The organism is Caldimonas mangrovi (genome assembly GCF_023721835.1).
Classification (GTDB): Bacteria; Pseudomonadota; Gammaproteobacteria; order Burkholderiales; family Burkholderiaceae_C; genus Caldimonas; species Caldimonas mangrovi.
In genome coordinates this window covers 85,921-109,874 of the sequence record NZ_JAMKFE010000005.1, presented here as the reverse complement: position 1 = coordinate 109,874, position 23,954 = coordinate 85,921, and the positions used below count along the sequence as shown (strand labels likewise).

16 protein-coding genes are annotated in these 23,954 nt (G+C 66.8%); 6 read left to right on the top strand and 10 right to left on the bottom strand.

Going from position 1 to position 23,954, the window contains the following annotated elements:
- Positions 1-4: 4 nt before the first annotated feature.
- The 8 genes from M8A51_RS09940 to M8A51_RS09905 all read right to left on the bottom strand — a co-directional run bounded on the left by M8A51_RS09940 (position 5) and on the right by M8A51_RS09905 (position 9,527).
- Complete coding sequence (locus tag M8A51_RS09940; protein ID WP_251778060.1) at positions 5-925, bottom strand: branched-chain amino acid ABC transporter permease; 921 nt, start codon at positions 923-925, stop codon at positions 5-7.
- A gap of 12 nt (positions 926-937) precedes the next feature.
- Complete coding sequence (locus M8A51_RS09935; RefSeq protein WP_407062217.1) at positions 938-2,113, bottom strand: ABC transporter substrate-binding protein; 1,176 nt, start codon at positions 2,111-2,113, stop codon at positions 938-940.
- A gap of 70 nt (positions 2,114-2,183) precedes the next feature.
- Positions 2,184-3,821, bottom strand: a complete 1,638-nt coding sequence (locus tag M8A51_RS09930) for an AMP-binding protein (RefSeq protein WP_251778059.1) — start codon at positions 3,819-3,821, stop codon at positions 2,184-2,186.
- A gap of 15 nt (positions 3,822-3,836) precedes the next feature.
- Entirely contained in the window at positions 3,837-4,988 is a 1,152-nt protein-coding gene (locus M8A51_RS09925; RefSeq protein ID WP_251778058.1) for an acyl-CoA dehydrogenase family protein, read from the bottom strand.
- 12 nt (positions 4,989-5,000) lie between these two features.
- The gene (locus M8A51_RS09920) at positions 5,001-5,864 is read right to left on the bottom strand and encodes an enoyl-CoA hydratase family protein (RefSeq protein ID WP_251778057.1); all 864 of its coding nucleotides are present in this window, start codon (positions 5,862-5,864) and stop codon (positions 5,001-5,003) included.
- A 2-nt stretch (positions 5,865-5,866) separates the two neighbouring features.
- A complete protein-coding gene (locus M8A51_RS09915; protein ID WP_251778440.1) occupies positions 5,867-6,316 on the bottom strand; it encodes a MarR family winged helix-turn-helix transcriptional regulator in 450 nt (149 codons plus the stop codon).
- 71 nt (positions 6,317-6,387) lie between these two features.
- Positions 6,388-7,170, bottom strand: a complete 783-nt coding sequence (locus M8A51_RS09910) for an SDR family NAD(P)-dependent oxidoreductase (RefSeq protein WP_251778056.1) — start codon at positions 7,168-7,170, stop codon at positions 6,388-6,390.
- Positions 7,170-9,527 (bottom strand): bifunctional salicylyl-CoA 5-hydroxylase/oxidoreductase, encoded by a 2,358-nt coding sequence (locus tag M8A51_RS09905; protein ID WP_251778055.1) that lies wholly within the window; start codon positions 9,525-9,527, stop codon positions 7,170-7,172. Before M8A51_RS09905 ends, M8A51_RS09910 begins: the two co-directional genes overlap by 1 nt.
- A 163-nt stretch (positions 9,528-9,690) precedes the next feature.
- On the opposite strand from M8A51_RS09905, the gene M8A51_RS09900 reads away from it, so the two are divergent.
- Positions 9,691-10,449 carry a 3-hydroxyacyl-CoA dehydrogenase gene (locus tag M8A51_RS09900; RefSeq protein WP_251778054.1) on the top strand — a complete coding sequence of 253 codons (759 nt, stop codon included), beginning with the start codon at positions 9,691-9,693 and terminating at the stop codon, positions 10,447-10,449.
- 121 nt (positions 10,450-10,570) lie between these two features.
- The gene (gene ggt, locus M8A51_RS09895; RefSeq protein WP_251778053.1) at positions 10,571-12,340 is read left to right on the top strand and encodes a gamma-glutamyltransferase; all 1,770 of its coding nucleotides are present in this window, start codon (positions 10,571-10,573) and stop codon (positions 12,338-12,340) included.
- Here the strand turns inward: ggt and malE are convergent, their stop codons facing one another.
- On the bottom strand, positions 12,341-13,588 hold the full coding sequence (malE, locus tag M8A51_RS09890; RefSeq protein WP_259371940.1) for a maltose/maltodextrin ABC transporter substrate-binding protein MalE: 1,248 nt from the start codon (positions 13,586-13,588) through the stop codon (positions 12,341-12,343). It lies immediately after the preceding gene.
- Between the two features lie 213 nt (positions 13,589-13,801).
- Between malE and dnaG the strand changes: the two genes are divergently transcribed.
- The 3 genes from dnaG (at position 13,802) to M8A51_RS09875 (ending at position 19,454) form a co-directional block, all read left to right on the top strand.
- Entirely contained in the window at positions 13,802-15,625 is a 1,824-nt protein-coding gene (dnaG, locus tag M8A51_RS09885) for a DNA primase (RefSeq protein WP_251778051.1), read from the top strand.
- A gap of 359 nt (positions 15,626-15,984) precedes the next feature.
- Positions 15,985-18,258 (top strand): RNA polymerase sigma factor RpoD, encoded by a 2,274-nt coding sequence (rpoD, locus tag M8A51_RS09880; RefSeq protein WP_251778050.1) that lies wholly within the window; start codon positions 15,985-15,987, stop codon positions 18,256-18,258.
- A gap of 269 nt (positions 18,259-18,527) precedes the next feature.
- Positions 18,528-19,454, top strand: coding sequence for an adenylate/guanylate cyclase domain-containing protein (locus M8A51_RS09875; protein WP_251778049.1), 927 nt, complete (start codon positions 18,528-18,530; stop codon positions 19,452-19,454).
- Positions 19,455-19,484: 30 nt separating this feature from the next.
- On the opposite strand, the gene M8A51_RS09870 is transcribed toward M8A51_RS09875, so the two are convergent.
- On the bottom strand, positions 19,485-20,177 hold the full coding sequence (locus M8A51_RS09870) for an HAD family hydrolase (RefSeq protein ID WP_251778048.1): 693 nt from the start codon (positions 20,175-20,177) through the stop codon (positions 19,485-19,487).
- Positions 20,178-20,324: 147 nt separating this feature from the next.
- Between M8A51_RS09870 and M8A51_RS09865 the strand changes: the two genes are divergently transcribed.
- A complete protein-coding gene (locus M8A51_RS09865) occupies positions 20,325-23,933 on the top strand; it encodes a PAS domain S-box protein (RefSeq protein WP_251778047.1) in 3,609 nt (1,202 codons plus the stop codon).
- The last annotated feature ends 21 nt before the right edge of the window (positions 23,934-23,954 follow it).

The window sequence follows — 23,954 nt, the reverse complement described above, 5'->3', positions numbered from 1 at the left end:
CGCATCAACCCCGTGCAGGGAACAGGCCCTGCGGCTTCCAGAACAGCACCACCGCCATCAGCACGTAGATGAGGATGGACGCAAGCGCCGGCCCGGCACCGGACGCGGCCGAGGGCCCCAGCAAACCGCCGAGCGCCACCGGCACGAAGGTGCGGCCCACCGTGTCGACCATGCCGACCAGCAGCGAACCCATCAATGCACCACGGATCGAGCCGATGCCGCCGATCACGATGACGACGAAGGCAAGGATGAGGATGTTCTCGCCCATGCCGACCTGCACTGCGACCAGCGGCCCGAGCAAGCCGCCCGCCACGGCGCACAGCGCCGCGCCGAAGCCGAACACCAGTGTGAACAGCCGGCGGATGTCCGAACCCATCGCCAGCGCCATCTCGCGGTTCGACGCCCCTGCCCTCACCTGCATGCCCACACGCGTGCGGGCGACCAGCACGTACAGCAGAGCTGCCACCGCCAGCCCGACGCCGATGATCAGCAGACGAAAGGCCGGGTAGTAGAAGCCCGGCCACAGCTCGACCGGGCCGGCCAGCGCCGCGGGCGGGTTCAGCAAGATGGGCTGCGCCCCCCATATCATGCGCACGCCCTCGTTGCACATCAGCAGGATGGCGAACGTGCCGAGCACCTGGGCCAGGTGGTCGCGCTGGTACAAGCGACGCAGAACGCTCATCTCCAGTGCGATGCCGAACAACGCGGTGCCGACCATGCCGGCACCGATCCCGACCAGGAACGAGCCCGACGCCTGCGCCGCCGCCGCGGTGAGGTAGGCTCCCACCATGTAGAGCGAGCCGTGCGCGAGATTGATCATGTCCATGATGCCGAACACGAGTGTCAGGCCCGCGGCGAGCAGGAACAGCATCAGGCCGAACTGCAGCCCATTGAGGGCCTGTTCGAGGACGAGGGTGACCGACATCTCGCGCGCCGCTCACTGCATTTTGCAGGCGCCGACATAGGCGTCGGCGTGGTTCTTGAACACCGTGCCCAGCGTGCGGTTGGTGACGCGGCCTTGCCCGTCCTTGGAGACGACGCGCAGGTAGTAGTCCTGCACCGGGTAATGGTTGGTATTGAACTTGAAGGCTCCGCGCACCGACTTGAAGTTGGCGGCTTTCAAGGCGCGGCGCACGGCTTCCTTGTCCTCGATCTTGCCTTTGACGGCGCGCACGGCGGCATCGATGAGCATCGCCGCGTCGTAGCCCTGCGAGGCATACAGCGACGGCAGCCGACCGTACTCTTTCTGGAAATCGGCGACGAAGCGCTTGTTTTGGGCGTTGTCCATGTCATGCGCCCATTGCGATGTGTTGAACATGCCGAGCATCGGCTCGCCCACTGCGCGGATCACGTCCTCGTCGGCCGAGAAGCCGGGCCCGAACAAGGTCACGTCCTTCGAGAGACCCGAAGCGACGAACTGCTTGATGAAGTTGATGCCCATGCCGCCGGGCAGGAAGATGTACATGGCGTCCGGCTGCGAGGCCCTCACCTGCGCCAGTTCCGGCGCGTAGTCGAGCTGGCCCAGCCGGGTGTAGATCTCCTGCACCACCTCGCCCTTGTAATAGCGCTTGAACCCGGTCAGGGCGTCCTTGCCGGCGGGGTAGTTGGGCGCCAGCAGCGCCACCTTCTTGAAGCCCTTGTCGGCCACCGTCTTGCCGACCGCTTCATGCAGGTTGTCGTTCTGCCACGCGACGTTGAAGAAGTACGGGTTGCACTGCTCGCCGGCGTATTGCGAGGGCCCGGCATTGGCGCTGACATAGAACGTCTTCGACGCGAAGATGGGCTGGCCGACGGCAAGCATCACGTTCGAGAACACCACGCCGGTCATGAAATCGACCTTGTCGCGCTTGAGCAGGCGCTCGGTGGTCTGCCTCGCCGCGTCCGGGCTCTGCTGGTCGTCGGCGACGATCACCTCGGCCGGCAGGCCGCCAAGCTTGCCGCCGGTGTGCTTGAGCGCCAGGTTGAAGCCATCGCGTATGTCGATCCCCAAGCCGGCGCCAGGCCCCGACAGCGTACTGAGGAAGCCGATCTTCACGTTGTCGGCCGCGTGGGCACCGGCCACGGCTGTGGCGGCGGCGAGGGTCATTGCGAGACGACGCAGAGGCACGAACATCGAGAGTCTCCTTGGTGGCTGAACGAAAGGCGCAAGCATGCACGAAGTTGCGGTCACCCGATGACCGGGTTCACACCAAAGCGGCCTTCAACTTGAAGCGCTGCAGCTTGCCGGTTTCGGTGCGCGGCAGGACATCGCGGAACTCGATCGCGCGCGGGTACTTGTACGGCGCGATGCTGCGCTTGACGAAGGCTTGCAGCTCCTGCACCAGTTCCGCATCCGGGATGCGCTGATCGCGCAGAACGACAAAAGCCTTGACGATCTGGCCGCGCTCGTCGTCGGGCACGCCGATCACCGCGCATTCCGCCACTGCCGGGTGCAACAACAGCGCGTCCTCGACCTCCGGCGCGGCGATGTTGTAGCCGGCCGAGACGATCATGTCGTCGGTACGCGACTGGTAGTGGAAATAGCCCTCCGCATCCAGCACATAGGCGTCGCCGGTGTAGTTCCAGCCGTCCTTCACGTACTGGCGTTGGCGCTCGTCTGCCAGGTAGCGGCAGCCGGTCGGCCCCTTGACGGCGAGCTTGCCGATCACGCCGGCGGGCACCGGCTGGCCGTTGTCGTCCATCACGCAAGCCTGGTAGCCCGGCACGACGGTGCCGGTGGCACCCGGCAGCGCATGCTCCTCGTCGGCCGAGATAAAGATGTGCAGCATCTCGGTCGCACCGATGCCGTCGATCATCTCGATGCCGGTGGCTTCGGCCCACAGCGTGCGCGTCGCCGCCGGCAAGGCTTCGCCGGCGGACACGCATTTGCGCAGCGTGCCGCCGTGCGGCGCTGCGAGGCGCAGGCGCTGTGCCTCGGGTGCCATGGCGCGGTACGACGTCGGCGCGGTGAACAGCACCGTCGCACCGAACTCGCGGATCGCTTGCAGCAGCACCGGCGGCGAGGCCTTCTCCAGCAGCACGGTCGAAGCGCCGATGCTCATCGGAAACAGCAGCAAGCCGCCGAGGCCGAAGGTGAAGGCCAGCGGCGGGCTGCCGATGAAAACGTCGTCCGGTGCGGCCTTCAGCACATGTGGTGGCCAGCACGCGCAGGTCGCCATCACGTCCCGGTGGAAATGCATCGTGCCTTTGGGCTGGCCGGTGGTGCCCGACGTGAAAGCGATGATGCACGTGTCGTCCGCCGCGGTCTCGACGTTGTCGAACCACGCCGGGTGGCGCGCCATCGCGGCCTCGAGACCGTCGGCGGAGTCGTCATGGAAGTGCCGCACGTGCCGCAGCGCCGGGCATTGCCCCTGCGCGGTGCGCAGTTCATCGGCCAGGACGTGATCGCACAGCGCATGGCTGACCTCGGCCTTGTCGATGACCTGCTTCAGCTCCTTCGCGCGCAGCAGCGGCATCGTTGCGACGGCGATGCCGCCGACCTTCATGACCGCGAACCAGCAAGCCGCGAGCATCGGATTGTTGGGCGCGCGCAGCAGCACGCGATTGCCCGGCACCAGGTGCATGTCGTGCACCAGCACATGGGCGATCCGGTTGGCCTTGTCCTGCAGGTCTGCGTAGGTCCAGCGCACACCGCCCGGTGCCTGCAGGCACAGCCGATCCCCCTGGCCGGAGGCGACCCAGCGATCCAGCAGGTCGCCAGCGCAGTTCATGCGGGGCGGAAACTGCAACTCGGGCAGCGTGAACAGGAACTCGGGCTGCAGTTCCGGGGGCGGCAAGTGGTCGCGCGCAAAGGTGTCGAGATGGGCGGTGTACGGTTGCATCGCGGTCTCTCCTGTTCAGGAACGGACGTCCTTCAGCAGCTCGCGCGCGATGATGAGCTGCTGCACTTCGGTGGCGCCTTCGTAGATGCGCAGGGCGCGAATCTCGCGGTACAGGCGTTCGACCGGCTGTTCGCTGACAACCCCGAGCCCACCCCACATCTGCACCGCCGCGTCGATCACCTGCTGCGCGCCTTCGGTCGCGGCCATCTTCGCCATCGCCGCCTCGCGCGTCACACCCCGGCCCTGGTCGCGCATCCAGGCAGCGCGATACGTCAGCAGCGCGGCGCTGTCCACCGTGGTCGCCATCTGCGCGAGCTTGGCCTGCGTCAGCTGGAAGTCGGACAGCGTCTGGTTGAACATCTTGCGCGTCGTGGCACGCTGCAAGGCCTCGTCGAGCGCCCGCCGCGCGAAGCCGAGCGCGGCCGCGGCCACCGAGGTCCGGAACACGTCGAGCGTGCGCATCGCCAGCTTGAAGCCTTCGCCCGCCGGGCCGATGCGGTTGGCCGCCGGGATGCGGCAGCCGTCGAAGCGCAAGCGGGCCAGCGGGTGCGGCGCGATCACGGCGATGCGCTCGGCGATCTCGAAGCCCGGCGTGCCGGCCTCGACGATGAAGGCCGAGATGCCCCGCGCACCGGGCGCCTCGCCGCTGCGCGCGAAGACGACGTAGAGGTCGGCAATGCCGCCGTTGGAAATCCAGGTCTTCTCGCCGTCGAGCACCCAGCAGCCGCCCTCCTCCTTCGCGGTGCAGCGCATCGCCGCGACGTCGGAGCCGGCTTCGGGCTCGGACAGCGCAAACGCGCAAATGGCGTCGCCGCGCGCCACCCTGGGCAGCCAGGCGCTGCGCTGCTCGGGCGTGCCCTGCAAGCTGATGGCCCCCGAGCCGAGCCCCTGCATCGCGAAGGCGAAGTCGGCCAGGCCCGAATGGCGCGACAGGGTTTCGCGGATCAGGCAGATCGCGCGAGTGTCGATGGCCCGACCTTCGTCGGCTACCGCGTGGCGCAACCAGCCGCCTTGTCCCAGCGCCCGCACCAGCGCGCGGCAGGCGGCATCGACGTCCTCAGCGTGATCCTGCGGCACGTTGTCCACGGCCCAGGCGTCGAGCTCCTGCGCGAGCCGGCGATGCCGTTCCTCGAAGAAGGGCCAGTCCAGGTAGCGGGTATTGCTCATGCGCGGCTCCGTTCAGTTGCCCTCGAACGTGGGTCGGCGCTTCTCTACGAAGGCGTGATAGGCCCGCGAGAAGTCTTCGGTCAGCATGCACAACGCCTGCGCCTGGGCTTCCGCCTCGATGGCCTGGTCGATCCCCATGTCCCATTCCTGGTGCAGCATCGTCTTGGTGATGCCGTTCGCAAAAGTCGGGCCGTTGGCGATCTCACGTGCCAACGACTGCGCGTCCTGCAGCACGGCTTCAGGCGCGCACACGCGGTTGAAGAACCCCCACTGCTGCGCCTCGTCGCCGCTCATCGAACGACCGGTGTACAGCAACTCGCTGGCTCGCCCCTGCCCGATGATGCGCGGCAGCATCGCGCACGCGCCCATGTCGCAGCCGGCCAGCCCCACGCGGTTGAACAGGAAGGCCGTCTTGCTGCGGAGGGTGCCCACGCGCAGGTCCGAGGCCATTGCAATGATCGCCCCCGCACCGGCGCACACCCCGTCGATCGCCGCGACGACGGGCTGCGGGCAGTGCCGCATGGCTTTCACCAGGTCGCCGGTCATGCGCGTGAACATCAGCAGCTCGGGCGCCTTCAGCCGCACCAGCGGGCCGATGATCTCGTGCACGTCGCCGCCGGAGCAGAAGTTGTCGCCGGCACCTGCGACAACGATCGCTTTGACGTCGTCGGCATGCTTGAGCCTGCTGAACAAATCGCGCAATTCGGCGTAGGAGTCGAAGGTCAGCGGGTTCTTGCGCTCGGGCCGATTCAGCGTGATGGTGCCGACCCGGTCTTGCACCGACCAGGCGAAATGCCGGGCGGCGTAATCGGCCGCCGTGCAGCGGTTGCCCGCCAGCAGCGCCGGGTCGACGCGGGAGGAGTCGTCGGAAGTCATCGTCAAGCCACCTCTGTAGAGAGCGTCTGGCGCGTGGCCATGTGCACGCGCAACTGGCCGAGCAGCTCGTACAGCGTCTTGCGCTCGGGGAGTTTCAGGTCGGAGAACATCTCGATCACCCAGGCTTCATGCTCGGTCGCGATGCGCTCGAACACCTCGCGGCCTTGCCGCGTGAGCTTGAGCAGGAAGGAGCGACGGTCGTCGGGCACCGCCTCGCGCACCACCAACCCCTCCTTTTCCAGCTCGTCGGTCAGACCGGTGATGCTGCCGCCGGTGACCATCAGGTAGCGCGACAGCGCATTCATGCGCAACCCTTCCGGGTGCCGGTGCAGCTGCGCCAGGTAGTCGAAGCGCGCCAGCGTGATGCCGAAACGCACGCGCAACCGCTTGCGGATCTCGGTCTCGATCTGGGTGCTGCACGACAGCAGGCGCAGCCACAGCTTCAACGCCATGTGGTCGTCCGAAGCGACCCGGGCTTCCAGGCCGATGCGGTGGTCGTCCAGGGGAGACACGGGCTTGCGCTTCACATCACCTCCCCGCCGCACACCGACAGAGCCTGGCCGTTGATTGCTGCGGAGGTGTCGCGGCACAGCCAGCGCACCGCATCCGCCACTTCTTCAGGTTGGACGATGCGCCCCTGCGGGTTGCCGGCCGCGAACTGCGCGCGCACCTCGTCGGCGCTGCGACCGGTCTTCTCGACCACGTTGGCGATGCTCTCGCGCAGGATGTCGGTCTCGGTATAGCCCGGGCAGACGGCGTTGACGGTCACACCCTTGCGCGCCACTTCGAGCGCCAACGCGCGGGTCAGCCCCACGACACCGTGTTTCGCCGCGGTATACGCCGAGACGTACGCATAGCCCTTCAGGCCCGCCGTACTGGCGATGTTGACGATGCGGCCCCAGCCGGCCGTCAGCATGTCGGGCAGCGCCTGCTGCATACACAGAAAGCTGCCCGTCAGGTTGACCGCCAGCATGCGCTGCCACAGGTCGAGCGAGGTCTTGCCGAACGGTGCGCTCTCGGCCTGGCCGGCGTTGTTGACCAGGATGGCGACCGGGCCGAGCTGTTCCTGGGCGGCCGCAAACGCCGCGGCCACGGATGAAACGTCGGTCACATCGACCGCCAGGGCCGCATGCGGCCCGCCCGGCAAGGCCCGGGCAACCGCCAGCAGCACATCCTGCTTGCGACCCATCAGCGAAACGCGGGCGCCCTCTTCGGCCAGCGCGCGGGCGATCGCGGCGCCGATGCCGCGGGCGGCGCCGGTGACCACGGCGTGTCGGCCCTGCAGCGACAGCATCGGTGTGGCCATCACACCCCCAGCGCCCGGTTGGCTTGTTCGAGCGGCGACAGGCCGGCACCCTGCGCCGCTTGCGCGCGCTCGCGCTCGAGGTTGCGCTCGAGCTGGCTCTTGGCCGCGCGGTACTGCCTGGGCCACTCGACTTCGAGATAGCCGATGCGCGCCGCTTCGTTCAATGTCCAGGCGGGGTGCGCCAGGTGCGGGCGCGCGATCGCGCACAGGTCGGCGCGACCGGCGGCGATGATGCTGTTGACGTGGTCGGCCTCGGAAATCGCACCGACCGCGATCGTCGCAATGCCCGCCTCGTTGCGTATGCGGTCGGCGAACGGCGTCTGCCACATGCGGCCGTAGGTCGGGCTCTCCTGCTTGCTGACCTGGCCCGAGGAGCAGTCGATCAGATCGGCCCCCGCGGCCTTGAAGGCACGTGCGATCTCCACCGCATCGTCGGGCGTGATGCCGCCTTCGACCCAGTCGTGCGCCGAGATGCGCACAGACATCGGCAAGTGCTGCGGCCATGCCTTGCGCACCGCCCGGAACACTTCCAGCGGGTAGCGCAGCCGGTTCTCCAGCGAGCCGCCGTACTCGTCAGTGCGCTGGTTGGTCAACGGCGAGATGAAGGACGACAGCAGGTACCCGTGCGCGCAGTGCAGCTCCAACCAGTCGAAGCCCGCTTCCGCGGCCCAGCGGGCCGAACGCGCGAAGTCAGCCGTGACGCGGTCCATGTCTTCGCGCGTCATCGCGCGCGACCAGGCACTGACGCCGTCCAGATACTGCTGCGGCGATGCCGAGATCAAGGGCCATGCGCCCTGCTCCAGCGGCTGGTCGATGCCCTCCCAGGCCACCTTGGTCGCGCCCTTGGCACCGGCGTGGCCGAGCTGCACCGCGATCTTTGCGTCGGTGTTCGCATGCACGAAGCCGGCGATGCGCTTCCAGGCATCGCGCTGTTCGGCGGTATAGAGGCCGGGACAGGCGGGCGTGATGCGCGCATCAGCCGATACGCAGGTCATTTCGGCGAACACCAGGCCCGCCCCGCCCATCGCACGCGAGCCCAGGTGCACCAGGTGGTAGTCGCCGGGCACGCCGTCCACCGCCGAATACTGCGCCATCGGCGACACCACGACACGGTTCTTCAGTTGCACGCTGCGCACGGTGAACGGCGTGAACATGGGCGGAATCGAATGCCGCTGCGCCACGCGCGGCACGCCGCAGCGTTCGGCGATCCAGTCCTCGTAGCCCTCGACGTAGCGCGGGTCGCGCAGGCGCAGGTTTTCGTGCGAGATGCGCTGAGAGCGCGTCAGCAGCGAATAGGCGAACTGCTCCGGTGGCAGGTCGACGTAGCGCTTGACGTTCTCGAACCACTCGGTCGAATTGCGCGCGGCGTTCTGGATGCGCAGCACTTCGACGCTGCGCACCGTCTCGTAGTCGTGCAGCGCACCCGGCAGGTCGCCGGCGCGCCTGCCGATGCAGCGCGCCAGCTCGATCGCGTCCTCGAGCGCCAGCTTGGTGCCCGAGCCGATCGAGAAGTGCGCGGTGTGGGCGGCGTCGCCCATCAGCACGACCGGCGCACGCCCGTTGTGGTGCACCCAGGTCCTGCAGACGACCCGCGGGAAGCGGATCCACTGCGACGAGCCGCGCAGGTGGGCGGCGTTGGACATCAGCCTGTGTCCATCGAGGTGTTTCGCGAACAGCCGCTCGCAGAAGGCAATCGATTCCTCCTTCTCCATCTTGTCGAGGCCGGCGGCCTGCCAAACCTCTTCCGGGGTTTCGACGATGAAGGTCGAGGTATCGGCATCGAAACGGTAGGCGTGCGCCTGGAACCAGCCCCACTCGGTCTCTTCGAAGGCGAAGGTGAAGGCCTCGAACAGCTTGTGCGTGCCGAGCCAGACGAAGCGGCAGCGACGCAGGTCGACGTCCGGCCGGTAGGTGTCGGCATGGCGGCTGCGAATGCGGCTGTTCAGCCCGTCGGAGGCGATGATCAGGTCGGCATCGGGGAAGTCCGCGTCACTGACCACGTCGGTCTCGAACTGCAGCTTGACGCCCAGCTCCTCGCAGCGTTGCTGCAGGATGTTCAGCAGCCGCTTGCGACCGATGCCGCAGAAGCCGTGGCCGCCCGATCGCATCGTGCGACCCCGGATGTGGATCTCGATGTCGTCCCAATGGCTGAACGCGTCGAGGATGGCCGCGGCCGTCGGCGCATCGGCGGCCTGCAGGTTGCCAAGCGTCTGGTCCGAAAACACCACGCCCCAGCCGAAGGTGTCGTAGGGCCGGTTGCGTTCGACCACGGTGATGTCGCGCGACGGGTCGGCCTTCTTCATCAAAATGGCGAAGTACAGGCCGGCCGGGCCGCCGCCGATGCAGACGATCTTCATGACGAGATACTTTAGAACTCAAGTATTGAAGGGTCAACCAATTTTGAGTTGCGGCGACCTATGGTTTCTACCGAGGCTCGGCTGCCGCGCCAGCGGCAGCGCGACCGCAGAGTTCAGCCACAATTGACGTTTACGTCAACGTCACAACCTCCAGGAGAACGACATGGACATCCAAGGCAAGGTTTTCATCATCACCGGCGGCGCCTCGGGCCTCGGCGAAGGCACGGCGCGCATGCTGGCGCGCGAAGGCGGCAAGGTGGTCATCGCCGATCTGCAGGCCGACAAGGGCGAGTCGATCGCCGCCGAACTCGGCGGCGCCTTCGTCAAGTGCGACGTCTCGAGCGAGGACGACGGCCGGGCCGCTGTCGCAAAAGCCGCCTCGATGGGCAAGCTGATGGGCCTGGTCAACTGCGCCGGCATCGCGCCTGCAGCGAAAACGGTCGGCAAGGACGGCGCCCATGCGCTGTCGCTCTACACCAAGGTCATCACCGTCAACCTGATCGGCAGCTTCAACATGATCCGCCTGGCCGCCGAGGCGATGTGCAAGAACGAGCCGGAACCGACCGGCGAGCGCGGCGTGATGATCTCGACCGCCTCGGTCGCGGCCTACGACGGGCAGATCGGCCAGGCCGCGTACGCCGCATCCAAGGGCGGCGTGGTCGGCATGACACTGCCGATCGCGCGCGACCTGGCCCGCAACGGCATCCGCAACATGACGATCGCCCCGGGCATCTTCGGCACGCCGATGCTGTTCTCGATGCCGCAGGATGTGCAGGACGCGCTGGCCGCGAGCGTGCCCTTCCCGTCGCGCCTCGGCACGCCCGAGGACTACGCCAAGCTGGTGCACCAGATCGTCACCAATGACATGCTCAACGGCGAGGTGATCCGCCTCGACGGCGCGATCCGCCTCGCACCGCGCTGATCTACGAGAACACGTAACGCTTCGACACTCCGACAGGTTTTCGTGACGCCGTAAGATGCCCCGGCACTCCCCACTGCCCGGCTCGCGCCGGGCGGTGCCCTGAAAACCAACGAGGAGTCCCATGAAGCGTCTCGCCCTCGCCCCGCTGACCGCCGTCTTGCTGATCACCGGGTGCGTCACCGCCCCCGACTTCAAGTACACCCCGCCGGACCAGCCCGAAGCCGCCTCTGGCTACATCGAGAAGCCCGGCTGGGCAACGAAGACCTACGCAGTCGCCGCCGCCAACCCGCTGGCCACCGACGCGGGCCACCAGATCCTCAAGGCGGGCGGCTCGGCGGTCGACGCAGCGATCGCGGTGCAGATGGTGCTCACGCTCGTCGAACCGCAGTCCAGCGGCATCGGCGGCGGCGCCTTCCTGATGCACTGGGACGGCAAGCGCGTGGAAGCGTTCGACGGGCGCGAGATGGCGCCGGCCGCCGCCGACGAAAAATTGTTCCTCAAGCCGGATGGTCAACCGATGGCCTTCTACGAGGGTGTCGTCGGCGGCCGCTCGGTGGGCGTGCCCGGCACGCTGCGCATGCTGGAGATGGCACACAGGCAGCATGGCCGGCTCCCGTGGGCCCTGCTGTTCCGGCCCGCCATCGCACTGGCCGAAGACGGTTTCAAGGTCAGCCCGCGGCTGCACACGCTGCTGAAGAGCGAGCAGCACCTGAAAAAGGACGAGACCGCCGCGCGCTACTTCTACAAGCCCGACGGGGACCCGCGCGACGTCGGCATGGTCGTGCGCAACCCGGCGCTGGCCGAGGTGCTGCGCGACGTGGCCGCCAAGGGGCCTGACGCCTTCTACACCGGCCCGATCGCAAAGGACATCGCCGCCAAGGTGCAGAACCACCCGACCAATCCCGGCAAACTGACCGAGCAGGACCTGGCCAACTACCGGCCGAAAAAGCGCGACGCCATGTGCTCCGACTGGCAGCGCTATCGGCTGTGCGGCTTCCCGCCGCCGTCGTCCGGTCACATCGCCATTGCGCAGATCCTGGGCATCATGGAGCACGCCCCCAAGGTGACCCAGCCGCTGGACAACGGCCTGCCCAGCGTCGACCTGCTGCACACCTACACCGAGGCGGCCCGCCTGGCCTTCGCCGACCGCGCGCAATACGTCGGCGATCCCGATTTCGTGCCCGCTCCGGCCGGCTCGTGGCGCAGCCTGATCGACCCCGCCTACCTCAAGGAACGTGCCGCCGCCATCAGCCTGCAGTCGATGAAGACCGCCAAGCCGGGCGTGCCGCGCGGCGGTGCGGTCGCCTTCGCCCCGCAGCCCGAGCAGATCGAGCGCGGCACGTCGCACATCTCCATCGTCGACCGATACGGCAACGCGATCGCGATGACCACCACCATCGAGGACGCCTTTGGTGCGCGCCAGATGGTGCGTGGCTTCCTGCTCAACAACGAGCTGACCGACTTCTCGTTCGCTGCGGCCGGCGCCGACGGCAAGCCGATCGCGAACCGGGTGCAGCCGGGCAAGCGCCCGCGCTCCAGCATGAGCCCGACGCTGGTGTTCGACAAAGGCAGCAACCAGTTGGTGATGAGCGCGGGCTCGCCGGGGGGCGCGCTGATCATCCACTACACCGCGAAGACCTTGCTCGGCACCCTGGACTGGGGGCTCAACGCACAGCAGGCGATCAGCCTGCCGAACTTCGGCTCCACCAACGGCCCGACGCTGCTGGAGGAAAAGCGTTTCCCGGCGACCACACTCGACGCGCTGCGCGGCCGCGGCCATGAGATCCGCGAGACGAACATGACCAGCGGCCTGCAAGCCATCCAGCGCACGAAAGACGGTTGGTTCGGCGGCGCCGACCCGCGGCGCGAAGGCATCGTGATGGGCGACTGACTACGACTTGCCGCCGGCCGCCGCTTTGGCGGTCGCGGCACCACGTATCTGGCTGGCCGCAGCGTCCAGCGCGTCCTTCGGCGAACGTATGCCGGTGTTGATGTCGCGCAGCGCCGTCGACAGGTGCTGCCAGAACAGCGTCATTTCGCTGTTGCTGGGCATCGCACGGCCTGCGTAGATCGCGTCCATCGAGGTGCGGATGCGCGGGTCGGAGTACAGCTTCCAGAACATGCGCTTGGAGGCCGGCACGCCGATCGGCTTGGCTGCATTGATCTGCCCCAGGCCCCCAGGCTGCAGCAGGTGGTTTTCGATGAAGTCGGTCGCGATCGCCTGGTTGGGCCCCGCGGTCAGCATCGCGCCGAGCACGCCGACGAAGGGGCGCGCCGGCTTGCCGGCCAGCGACGGCAGCGGCGCGACGCTGAAGTCGATGCCAGCCTGCTTCAGCCCCTCCCAGGCCCACGGCCCGGTGATCCACATGGCCTGCCGGCCGTCCTGCATGTCGGCCTCGGCGTCCTGGTAGCTCAAGCCACCCTGGGGAATCACGCCGGCACTCATCAGCTTGACGACGTACTCGGCCCCTCGCACGGCGCCGGGGTGGTTGATGCCGGTGTCCTGCGGGTTGTAGGTGCCGTCGATCCTGCGCTGGAACACATAGCCGCCACCCGCCGCCATGAGCGGCCAGGTGAAATACGGGCTGCCGGTCTCCCAGCCGAGCGCACGGATGTTGCGGGCCTTCAACTTGTCGTGCAACGCAAGCACGTCCTCGAAACTCTTCGGCGGCACCGGCACGAGTTCGGTGTTGTAGACCAGTGCGACCGCCTCCACCGACAGCGGATAGCCCCAGGTCTTGCCCCCCATCATGAAACCGTCCCAGGCCACCTGCACGATGTCGGCGCGCACCGGCTCGCTGGGCTTCAGCGGCACGACCCAACCCTGCCGGACCCAGTCGCCCAGCCGGTCATGCGGCCAGATCCAGATGTCAGGAATTTCGCCCACCTGCCGGGCCTTCATCGCCGCCTCGAAACGGTCGACGGCATTGTCGAAGTGGCGCACCTCGACGCGGACGCCGGTCTTGCGCGTGTATTCCTCGCCCACCTTCTGCAGGCCGGCGTAGCCCTTGTCCGCGTTGATCCAGACCTCGAGCCGGCCCTTGTTCCAGGCGCGTACGTTTGCGACGCCGGCGCCCAGGGACATCGAAGTCACCATTGAAAGTAGTTTTACTACCTTGCGACGAGAAGAAGATGACATGTACGGTCTAGCCAAAACTCGGAAAGGGACCGGAGTGTCGCTAAATCCTGGCGAAATTGCGCTAGGGATGACCCTCAGAAGCGAACGGAGCGCCAGTCCACACTGATGTCGAGGTAACTACAAATCATGTAGTTAAACTACCTATTCGCCGCCTTAGTCCACTCTGCCCTTGCCACTGCCGGTCCCGGCACGCCGCTTGGGTAGACTCCGCCGGTGATCCCACCGAGCTTCAAACAAGACCTCCTCGCACGCGCCGACATCGTCGAGATCGTCGGCCGGTATGTGCAGCTCAAGAAGGCAGGCCTCAACTTCAAGGGCCTGTGCCCCTTCCATGGCGAAAAGACGCCCAGCTTCATCGTCAGCCCGACCCGCCAGACCTATCACTGCTTCGGCTGCGGCGTGCATGGCACGGCCATCGATTTCCTGATGGAGCACGGCGCGCTCGGCTACGTCGACGCCGTCAAAGAGCTCGCGCAACAGTACGGACTGCAGGTGCCCGAGGACGACAGCACGGCCGAACAACGCGCACTGGCCGCGCAGGCACGCGAGCGGCAAGCCACGCTGAGCGAGGTGCTTGCAAAAGCGGCCGAGCACTATCGCAAGCAGCTCAAAGGCAGCCCGCGCGCCGTGCAGTACCTGAAGGGCCGTGGCCTGACCGGGGAGATTGCCGCACGTTTCGGTCTCGGTTATGCCCCCGACGGATGGCGCGGACTGGCGAGCGTGTTCCCCCGCTACGACGACCCACTGCTCGAGGAAAGCGGGCTCGTCATCGCGCAAGGGGAAGGCGAGGATGCCAAGCGCTACGACCGCTTCCGCGACCGCGTGATGTTCCCCATCCGCAGCGTCAAGGGCGAGGTGATCGGTTTCGGTGGGCGGGTACTGGACCAGGGCGAACCGAAGTACCTCAATTCGCCTGAAACACCCGTTTTCGTGAAAGGGCGCGAACTTTACGGGCTGCACGAGGCGCGCGCCGCACTTCGCCAGAGGGGCTATGCGCTGGTGGTCGAGGGCTACATGGACGTGGTTGCGCTCGCACAACTCGGCTTCCCCAACGCGGTCGCCACGCTTGGCACCGCCTGTACCGCCGAGCACGTGCACAAGCTGTTTCGCTTCACCGATGCCGTGGTGTTCAGCTTCGACGGCGACGCCGCCGGGCGCCGGGCTGCCGGGCGCGCCCTGGAGGCTGCGTTGCCGCACGCAACCGACACGCGCAGCGTGCGGTTTCTGTTCCTGCCGCCCGAGCACGACCCGGACTCGTACGTGCGCGAATTTGGCACCGACGCGTTCGAGCGCTGCGTCGCCGACGCGGTGCCGCTGTCGCGCCAGTTGATCGAAGCTGCGCGCGACGGCTGCGACCTGTCGTCGGCGGAGGGCCGGGCACGCTTTCTCGCTCAGGCCAAGCCGCTGTGGCAGGCCCTGCCGGACGGACTGCTGCGCCGCCAGATCCTGGCGGACTTGGCGCAGTCGTCGGCGATGCCGGTCGAGGACTTGCAACAGGCTTGGCAGGGTGGCCCGGCCCCGCGCGCCAAACCGCCCCCCCCAGACGCAGCCCCCAGCCGCCGCGCCCCTGCGTCACGCCGGCTGTTGACCGGCACCGCGACGCTGCTCGACCGGGCCCTGTGGCTGCTCGTCTGCCGCATCGAGCTCTGGGACGAGCTGGGAACGGCCGCGCACGACCTGCTGGCCGAGCAGCCGGCCCCTTATGGGCCGGCGTTCCTCTGGATCGAGCGGCACCTGCACGAACACGGCCCCGAAAATGCCGAGACGGTGCTTCAGGGCCTGCTTGCACAACAGGAAGAACTGGGAGAACAAGGCGCTGCGCTGCTCCAGCGCGTCGCCTCCTTCCATGCCAACGATCCGGATGTGGATATCAAGCGACAGCTTCACATCGTGCTCGACCAGCTGACGCTGGCCGCCATCAAGGACGAGTGGAACCTGCTGTCGGAGTCGGGCGATTTCGACGGACAGGCGATCCAGCGCACCAAGGAATTGGCACGGCAATACGCCGAGCTGAAAAAGCGCCTCACCGAGACATAGAACCGGTTTGGGCGTGCATGCAACTGTATGCTTTGACGGCGCACGTTACATCGACGATAATTCTCGGTTTGTTGCGCGGCAAGAGTGACAGCAGCACCTCCGGGCCCCGGCCACCCGAGACACGGGTTACACACAGGCCACCCATTTCCCGCAAGGGCTGCCCTCGACAACAGTTCACGCCAGCTTGCCCCAGGAGCCGACGCTTGACCCCCGGCCGGATGACCCCATCTGCTGATCCGTCAAGCGAGTTCGGCTCTGCCCTGCCCGCCCGTTTTTCCGTTTTCGTCTCCGGGACATCCCCGGGGAAGACGCGGAGTTGCCGGCTGGCCGCCTGAGCCCTGATCCATCCGAGGAAGTTCATGACCGCGAAGAAAACCGCCCCCGCGAAAACCGCCGCCAAGGCCGGCAAGGCCACCGACACTGAAGAGAAGAAGGTGACCAAAGCGGTCGCGGCCAAGGAAGACAAGGCGAAGCCGGCTGCCAAAGCCGCCGCCAAGCCCGCGCGCGCCGCCAAGGCCGAAGCAGTCGACGACGGCAGCGCCAAGGGCAAGCGCGGCCGCAAGCCGAAGGCCGAGACCGCCACCACCAAGAAGGCCGGCGGCGCCGAACTCGATGCCGAAGAGGACTTCTCCGACGTCGAGGCCGACCTTGAGACGGAAGTCGAAACCGAGGTCGAGGAAGCCGTCGCCGAGGGCGACAGCAAGCCCAAGGCCAAGCCGCTGCGCATGAAGGTATCGCGCGCAAAGGAGCGCGCACTGATGCGCGAATTCGGCTTGGACGAGACGATGTTGACCGAAGAAGAGGTCAGCAAGCGCCGCTCGGAGCTGAAGACGCTCATCAAGATGGGCAAGACGCGTGGTTTCCTGACCCACTCGGAAATCAACGACCACATGCCCGAGAAGCTGGTCGAGACGGAGATCATGGACGCCATCGTGTCCATGCTCAACGACATGGGCATCGCGGTCTACGAACAGGCGCCGGACGCTGCCACGCTGCTGATCGCCGGGGGTACGACCACCACCGCCACTGAAGAAGAGGCCGAAGAGGAGGCCGAAGCTGCGCTGTCGACGGTCGACTCCGAGTTCGGCCGCACGACCGACCCCGTGCGCATGTACATGCGCGAAATGGGCACGGTCGAACTGCTCACGCGTGAAGGCGAGATCGAGATCGCCAAGCGCATCGAAGGCGGACTGCAGGCGATGATGCTGGCGATCTCAGCGTCGCCGACCACGATCGCCGAGATCCTGCTGCTGGCCGACAAGATACGCGCCGGTGAAATGCAGATCTCCGAAGCCGTGGACGGTTTTGTCTCCGAAGACGAGGCCGACGACTACGTGGCCGAGGAAGACGTCGACTTCTTCGACGACGAGGACGACGACGACGGCAACGGCGGCTCCAAGGCGTTGACCAAGAAGCTGGAAGAGCTGAAGAACGCCGCGCTGCAGCGCTTCGACGAACTCGCCGCGCACTTCGACAAGATGCGCAAGGCCTACGAGAAGGAAGGCTACAAGTCGCCGGCCTACAACAAGGCCCAGATGGCGGTGAGCGCCGAGATCATGGGCATCCGCTTCACGGTCAAGACGATTGAACGGCTGTGCGCCATCCTGCGGTCGCAGGTGGACGACGTTCGCCGCTACGAGCGTGAGCTGCGCAAGATCCTGGTCGACAAATGCGGCATGCCCCAGGAGTACTTCATCAAGACCTTCCCGTCCAACTCGCTGAACCTGAAGTGGGCCGAGAAGGAAGCGTCTGCCGGCAAACCCTACAGCGCCGTGATGACGCGCAACCTGCCGGCCATTCAGGAACTGCAGCAGAAGTTGATCGACCTGCAGGCCCGCGCCGTGGTGCCCATCGAGGACCTGAAGCAGATCAACAAGAAGATGAACGAAGGCGAGAAGGCCTCGCGCGACGCCAAGAAGGAAATGATCGAGGCCAACCTGCGCCTCGTGATCTCGATCGCGAAGAAGTACACCAACCGCGGCCTGCAGTTCCTCGACCTGATCCAGGAAGGCAACATCGGCCTGATGAAGGCGGTCGACAAGTTCGAATACCGCCGCGGCTACAAGTTCTCGACCTACGCGACGTGGTGGATCCGCCAGGCCATCACCCGCTCGATCGCGGACCAGGCGCGCACGATCCGCATCCCGGTGCACATGATCGAGACCATCAACAAGATGAACCGCATCTCGCGCCAGCACCTGCAGGAGTTCGGCTACGAGCCGGACGCGCCGACGCTGGCCGAGAAGATGGAGATGCCCGAGGACAAGATCCGCAAGATCATGAAGATCGCCAAGGAGCCGATCTCCATGGAAACGCCGATCGGCGACGACGACGATTCGCATCTGGGCGACTTCATCGAGGACACCAACAACACCGCACCGGTTGATGCCGCCATGCAGGCCGGCCTGCGCGATGTGGTCAAGGAGATCCTCGACAGCCTGACGCCGCGCGAGGCCAAAGTGCTGCGCATGCGCTTCGGCATCGAGATGTCGACCGACCACACGCTGGAAGAGGTAGGCAAGCAGTTCGACGTGACGCGCGAGCGCATCCGTCAGATCGAGGCCAAAGCGATCCGCAAACTGAAGCACCCGAGCCGCTCTGACAAGCTGCGGACGTACCTGGACAATCTCTGAGAGAGATTTCCTGGTACGAGCCACCGAAGGTGGCTGCGCCCGCATCGCGGGCGCACCGGGCCTGTGCCGCAGGCCCGGTCATCCTGTAAGGCTGGCGTAGGCAAAAGCCATGAAAGCCGCCGTTTCCTGGCAACTTGCTTCACATCTTCGTGTTTTGCACAACGGCCTTCCGCATTGAGTCGGAAGGCCGTTTTTCATTGACAAGGGCGCACGCTACACTCGGCGCGTTCGCCGCTTCGTGACGATTCCTGCCCCCCATGACAGACTCCGTGGCCCGCACCGTCCTGTTCGCCGACCTGCGCGGCAGCACGGCGCTGTTCGGTACCCTGGGCAACGCGCAGGCCGCGGCGATCGTCACGCAGACCATCGGCCTGTTGAGTCGCGTCGTCGCACAGAATGGCGGCAAGGTCGTCAAGACGCTCGGCGACGGCCTGATGGCACTGTTCGACGGTGCTCCCGCCGCAGTGCACGCGGCGCGCGAGATGCAGGACTCGATCGCGCGCATCATGGCCGAAGCCGACACCGGCGCCGCTGCGCTGCGCCTGTATGTCGCCATGGCGCATGGCGAGATCGTCGAGGTCGCCGGCGACAGCTTCGGTGACGCGGTCAACGTGGCGGCGCGGTTGCTCGATCACGCCGGCGACAACGAGGTGCTGATCACCCAGCAGGTGCACGAGCAGCTCGCCGCCGTCGAGCGCCAGCGCTTCAAGAGCCTGGAGCGTCTGCACCTGCGTGGCCGCAGCGAGCCCTGCCACGTCTATCGCCTCGAGTCCTGGTATGACGACGATGCGCCGCCATCGACGCTGTTTACCGACTTCACCGACACACCACTGGCCGACTGCATTCGGCTGGCGGTTTCAGGCGAAGCACAGCAGGTCTTCACGGCACAGCAGACGCCGATCGTCGTCGGCCGCAGCCCGGATTCGACGTTCTGCATCGACGACTCGCGCGTGTCACGGCTGCACGCACGCATCGAGTGGCATGGCGGCAACTTCCACCTGTCCGATCAAAGCAGCAACGGCAGCTTCGTGCGCTTCACTGGCGACACCGAAATCGTCGTGCTGCGCCGCGGCGTGTGCATGCTGCACGGCAACGGCGTGATCGGTCTGGGCGCGACGCCGGCCGACCCACGCGCCGCATGCCTGCACTTCGAGGTGTTCTCGTATGCGAGCCAGCTGCCCGGCACGGGAAGCTGAGACCGGGTCGAACCGGCTTCGCCCCTTCGTTCAGACGCCGATCCGGTCGGCCAATTCCGCAAGATCCCTGACGACGTGATGCGTGCCCGGCGGCGCCTCGCCAGGCGTCGGGTGCACCTGCGGTCGCACCACCCACGCCGCCTGCAAGCCGGCGGCCAAAGCGCCCTGCACGTCCAGCGCGAGGTCGTCGCCGATGTGCAGCACCTGCCCGGGCGCTGCGCCGGCCTGACGACACGCCTCGAGGAAGATGCGTGCGTCCGGCTTGCCGACGCCGAAGCTGCGCGCCGATACGGCCGCGCGGAACCAGCGCGCCAACCCCACCTGCTGCAGGTCCGCGTTGCCGTTGCTCAACGCGATCAGCTGGTAGCGCGACGCCAGCCTGTCCAGCGCCGGCAGCACATCGTCGAACAGATCGACACGCTGGCGCTCGGCGAAGAACACCGCAAACGCATCGTCGGCCAACGCCGGATCGTCACCACATTGCGTCAGTGCCAGGCGCAGGCTCTCCAGGCGGATGGCCGTCAGGTCGTGCGCCCACTGCGGACGCTCGCGCGCCACTTCGTCGCGCAGCAGGCGCAGCGAGGCGACATCGTGGCGGGCGGCAGTCGCCGGTGCACGTTCCGCCAGCCAGGCGTGCAATACGGCCTCGGCGCGTGCAATGGCGGGCCAGATCGGCCACAGCGTGTCGTCCAGATCCAGGGTCAGGGCAAGCAGGGGTTTCAAATCGGCAGTCCTCGGCAAACTGGGCACCCGCAAAAGGTAACGCAACTCAGGTGCGCCGCATTTTTGCCGATCTAAGGAGAAACCGTTGGTAAACGGCACCGCCGCATGTCCTATAGTGCGGCGGCCTGACCCGAGCCTTGCGAGTCCATGACCCCTGCCGCCCTCCCCGCCGACGAATCCGAGCGCCTGCGCATACTTCACGAATTGCGCATCCTCGATTCGGAACCCGAGGAATGCTTCGATGCGGCGGTTCGGTTGGTGACAAGGCTCATGAACTGCCCGATCGCGATGATCAGCCTGGTCGATGCCGAGCGCCAGTGGTTCAAGGCAGTACACGGCATGGAGACCCGCCAGACCCCCCGCGAGCACGCCTTCTGCGCGCACGCGATTCTCGGGGCGGACGTGCTGAAGATCGACCATCTGCCGGAAGACCCTCGATTCGCCGACGCCATGTTCGTCACCGGCGAGCCGCACGCACAGGCCTATGCAGGCATGCCGGTCGCCGTCGAAGGCCACCGGGTGGGCACGGTCTGCGTGATGGACATCAAGCCGCGCCGCTTCGGCGAGCCGGCGCTGGAGGCGCTGCGCGACGTTGCCCGCATGGTCAGCGACATGTTGCAGGCCCGCCTGAAGGAACAACGCTGGCGTCTGCAGGAAGCGAGGGTGCGCACGGCCAGCCGGGCCGGCACCGACTGGCTGTGGGAAACCGATGCCGACGGCCGCATCACCTGGGCGTCAGCGACGATGGAGACGCACACCGGGCTGCGCGTCGAGGACGAGCGGGGTCGCACCTCGGCAGAGATCCTGCTCAGGCGCGACGATCCGGAGCACGCCGCCTCCTATGAGGCTTATCTCGTGGCTCGCACGCGCCAGGAGCCCTTCTCCAATCTGATCGCCGATCGCATGACCCCGCGCGGCCGGGTCACGGTGTCCATCAGCGGCATCCCGGTGTTCGACTCGCTGAGCCGCTTCCGAGGCTATCGCGGCGCGACACGGGTGGTCACCGAGGAAGTCGAGGCGCAGCGCCGCTCGCGCGAGGCCCAAAGGCGGCGCGAAGCGCAGTTGCGCGAGTCCGAGGCCCGCACCGCGGCGGTGCTGCAGGCGCTGCCCGACCTGTGGTTCGTGATGGACGAAGAGGGCCGCTACTTGGAATGCGGCTCGGCGGCGCGCCATCTGCTGCATCTGCCGTTCGACGAGATCCGCGGCCGCGGCATCGAGGAAACGCTGCCGCCAGCAGTCGCGGTGCAGCACCGTGATGGATTGCGCCGGGCGCTCGCGACAGGCACGCTGCAGCGAGTGGAATACGACCTGTTGCCGCTGGGCGAATCGATGCGCACCTTCGAAGGTCGCTTCATGCCGATGTCGGAGACGCAGGTGCTGTTGATCGTGCGCGACCTGACCGAGCTGCGCACGATGGAGCGCGAGCTCCAGATCATGCAGCGTGCCATCGAGGCCGAGGCCTCGCTGCCGATCACCGTCGTCGACGTGCTCGCGCCCGGCCAGCCCGTGGTCTACGTCAACCCGGCCTTCGAGCGCCTCACCGGCTACAGCCGCGACGAGGTGCTCGGCCGCAACTGCCGCTTCCTGCAAGGCTCGGAAACCGACCAGCCGGCGCTGCAGACGCTGCGCGATGCGCTGCGCCGCGGCCGATCGGCCACCGCGGTGCTCAACAACTACCGCAAGGACGGCACCCGCTTCATCAACGAGTTGCACATCGCGCCGGTGCACGAGGCGAACGGCCGCGTGACGCATTTCATCGGCGTGCAGACCGACATCACCGAGCGCAGCATTGCCGCCGAACGGCTGCGGCTGAGCGAGGAGCTTTACCGCTCGGTCGCGCTGTCCATCAGCGACGGCCTGATGGTCGTCACGAGCGGAAGCTACGTCGTCGCGGTCAATCCGGCCGCCTGCCGCATCCTCGACGCGACGATGGAGGAGCTCGTAATGGCGCCGGGGCTGGAGCTGCTGACCGAGTCGCTGCAGCCGCTGCCTGCTGCCGAGCATCCCGTGGCGCGCACGCTGCAAAGCGGAGAGCCGGTGCCCGAACGGGTGTATGGTTTGCGCCGTCGCGACGGGCAGTTGCGTTGGCTCGGCGTGAGCGCGCAGCCGCTGCGGATGGCACCGCAGGACAAGCCGCTTTCTGCGGTGGTGACGTTCCGCGACATCACGCAGCAGCGCAGCGCCGAACAGGCCCTGTCGCTGAGCGAGCAGCGCTGGAAGTTCGCGCTCGAAGGCAGCGGCGACGGCGTCTGGGACTGGGACGCCGTGGCCGACCGCGTCTACTATTCGCGCCGCTGGAAGGAGATCCTCGGCTACGCCGAGCAAGAGCTGGGCGACTCGCCCCAGGAGTGGTCGTCGCGCGTGCATCCCGACGATCTGCCGCAGGTGCTCGAGAAGCTCGAACTGCACCTGAAGGACCACGTGTCGGTCTATCAGTCCGAGCACCGCATTCGGCACAAGAGCGGCCGCTACCTGTGGGTGTTCGAGCGCGGTCGCGTGGTGCAGCGCAACGAGCAGGGCCGCGCGCTGCGCATCGTCGGCACTTACTCGGACATCACGCGCCTGAAGGACGCCGAGAAGGCGCTGCGCGACAAGCAGGCCGCCGAGCTGGCGAGCCGCTCCAAGACCGAATTCCTTTCGCGCATGAGCCACGAGATGCGCACGCCGCTCAACGCCATGATCGGCTTCTCGCAGTTGCTCAAGCTCGGCGCGACCAGCACGCAACCTTCGTCGTCGCAGGTGCGTCATTACGCCGACCATATGCTGCAGGCGGGACAGCACCTGCTGGCGCTGATCAACGACGTGCTCGATCTGCAGCGGGTCGAGGCCGGTCAGTTGGCGATCACCATCGAGCCGATCTCTCTGCAGCGCACGGTCGAGCAAACGCTCGAGCTGCTGCAACCGCTGGCGTTGTCATCGGCAGTGGCACTCGACAACCGCATCGACGAGGACGTGCTGGTGCTGGCCGACGCGCAGCGGCTGCGCCAGGTGCTGCTCAACATCGTCTCCAACGCGATCAAGTACAACCGCGCCGACGGCATCGTGCGGCTGAGCCTGGGCGACCGCCAGAGCGATGCGATCGACATCCTGATCGAAGACAGCGGCGAGGGTCTGAGACCAGACCAGCTCGCACGGCTGTTCCAACCGTTCGAGCGGCTGGGCCGCGAGACTTCGCCGATCGAAGGCACCGGCCTCGGGCTCATCATCGCCAAGCGCTTGATCGACGAAATGCACGGCAGCATCGAAGTCAGCAGCGAGCCGGGTGGCGGCACCTGCGTGACGCTGATGGTGCGGCTGGCCCACCAGGCGTTGCCCGCAGCCGCGCCGGAAGTGTCGATCGCTCGAGAACAGGCGTCGATCGGTCCGTGCGAGCAGGTGCGCATGCTCTACGTCGAGGACAACCCGATCAACGCCTTGCTGTTCGAGGAGGCCATGAAGCTGTCCGGCCGCATCGATCTCATGATCGCGGAAGACGGGCCACAGGCCTTCGAGATCGTGGGTGACTGGCGGCCCGACGTCCTGGTGCTCGACGCGCACCTGCCGGGCATGACAGGGTTCGAGGTGCTGCAGCAACTGCGCGACGTGCATGGCCTGCGCGATGTGCCGGCCTTCATGTGTTCGGCCGATGCCATGCCGGAGGACATCCAGCGGGCACTCGACGCAGGCTTCCTCGGCTACTGGACCAAGCCGATCGAAGTGAAGAAGGTGATCGCCGACGTCGACCGGATCGCCCCACGGCTGGCGCGGATTGCGTAGGACCCGCTCGGGAATAATCGG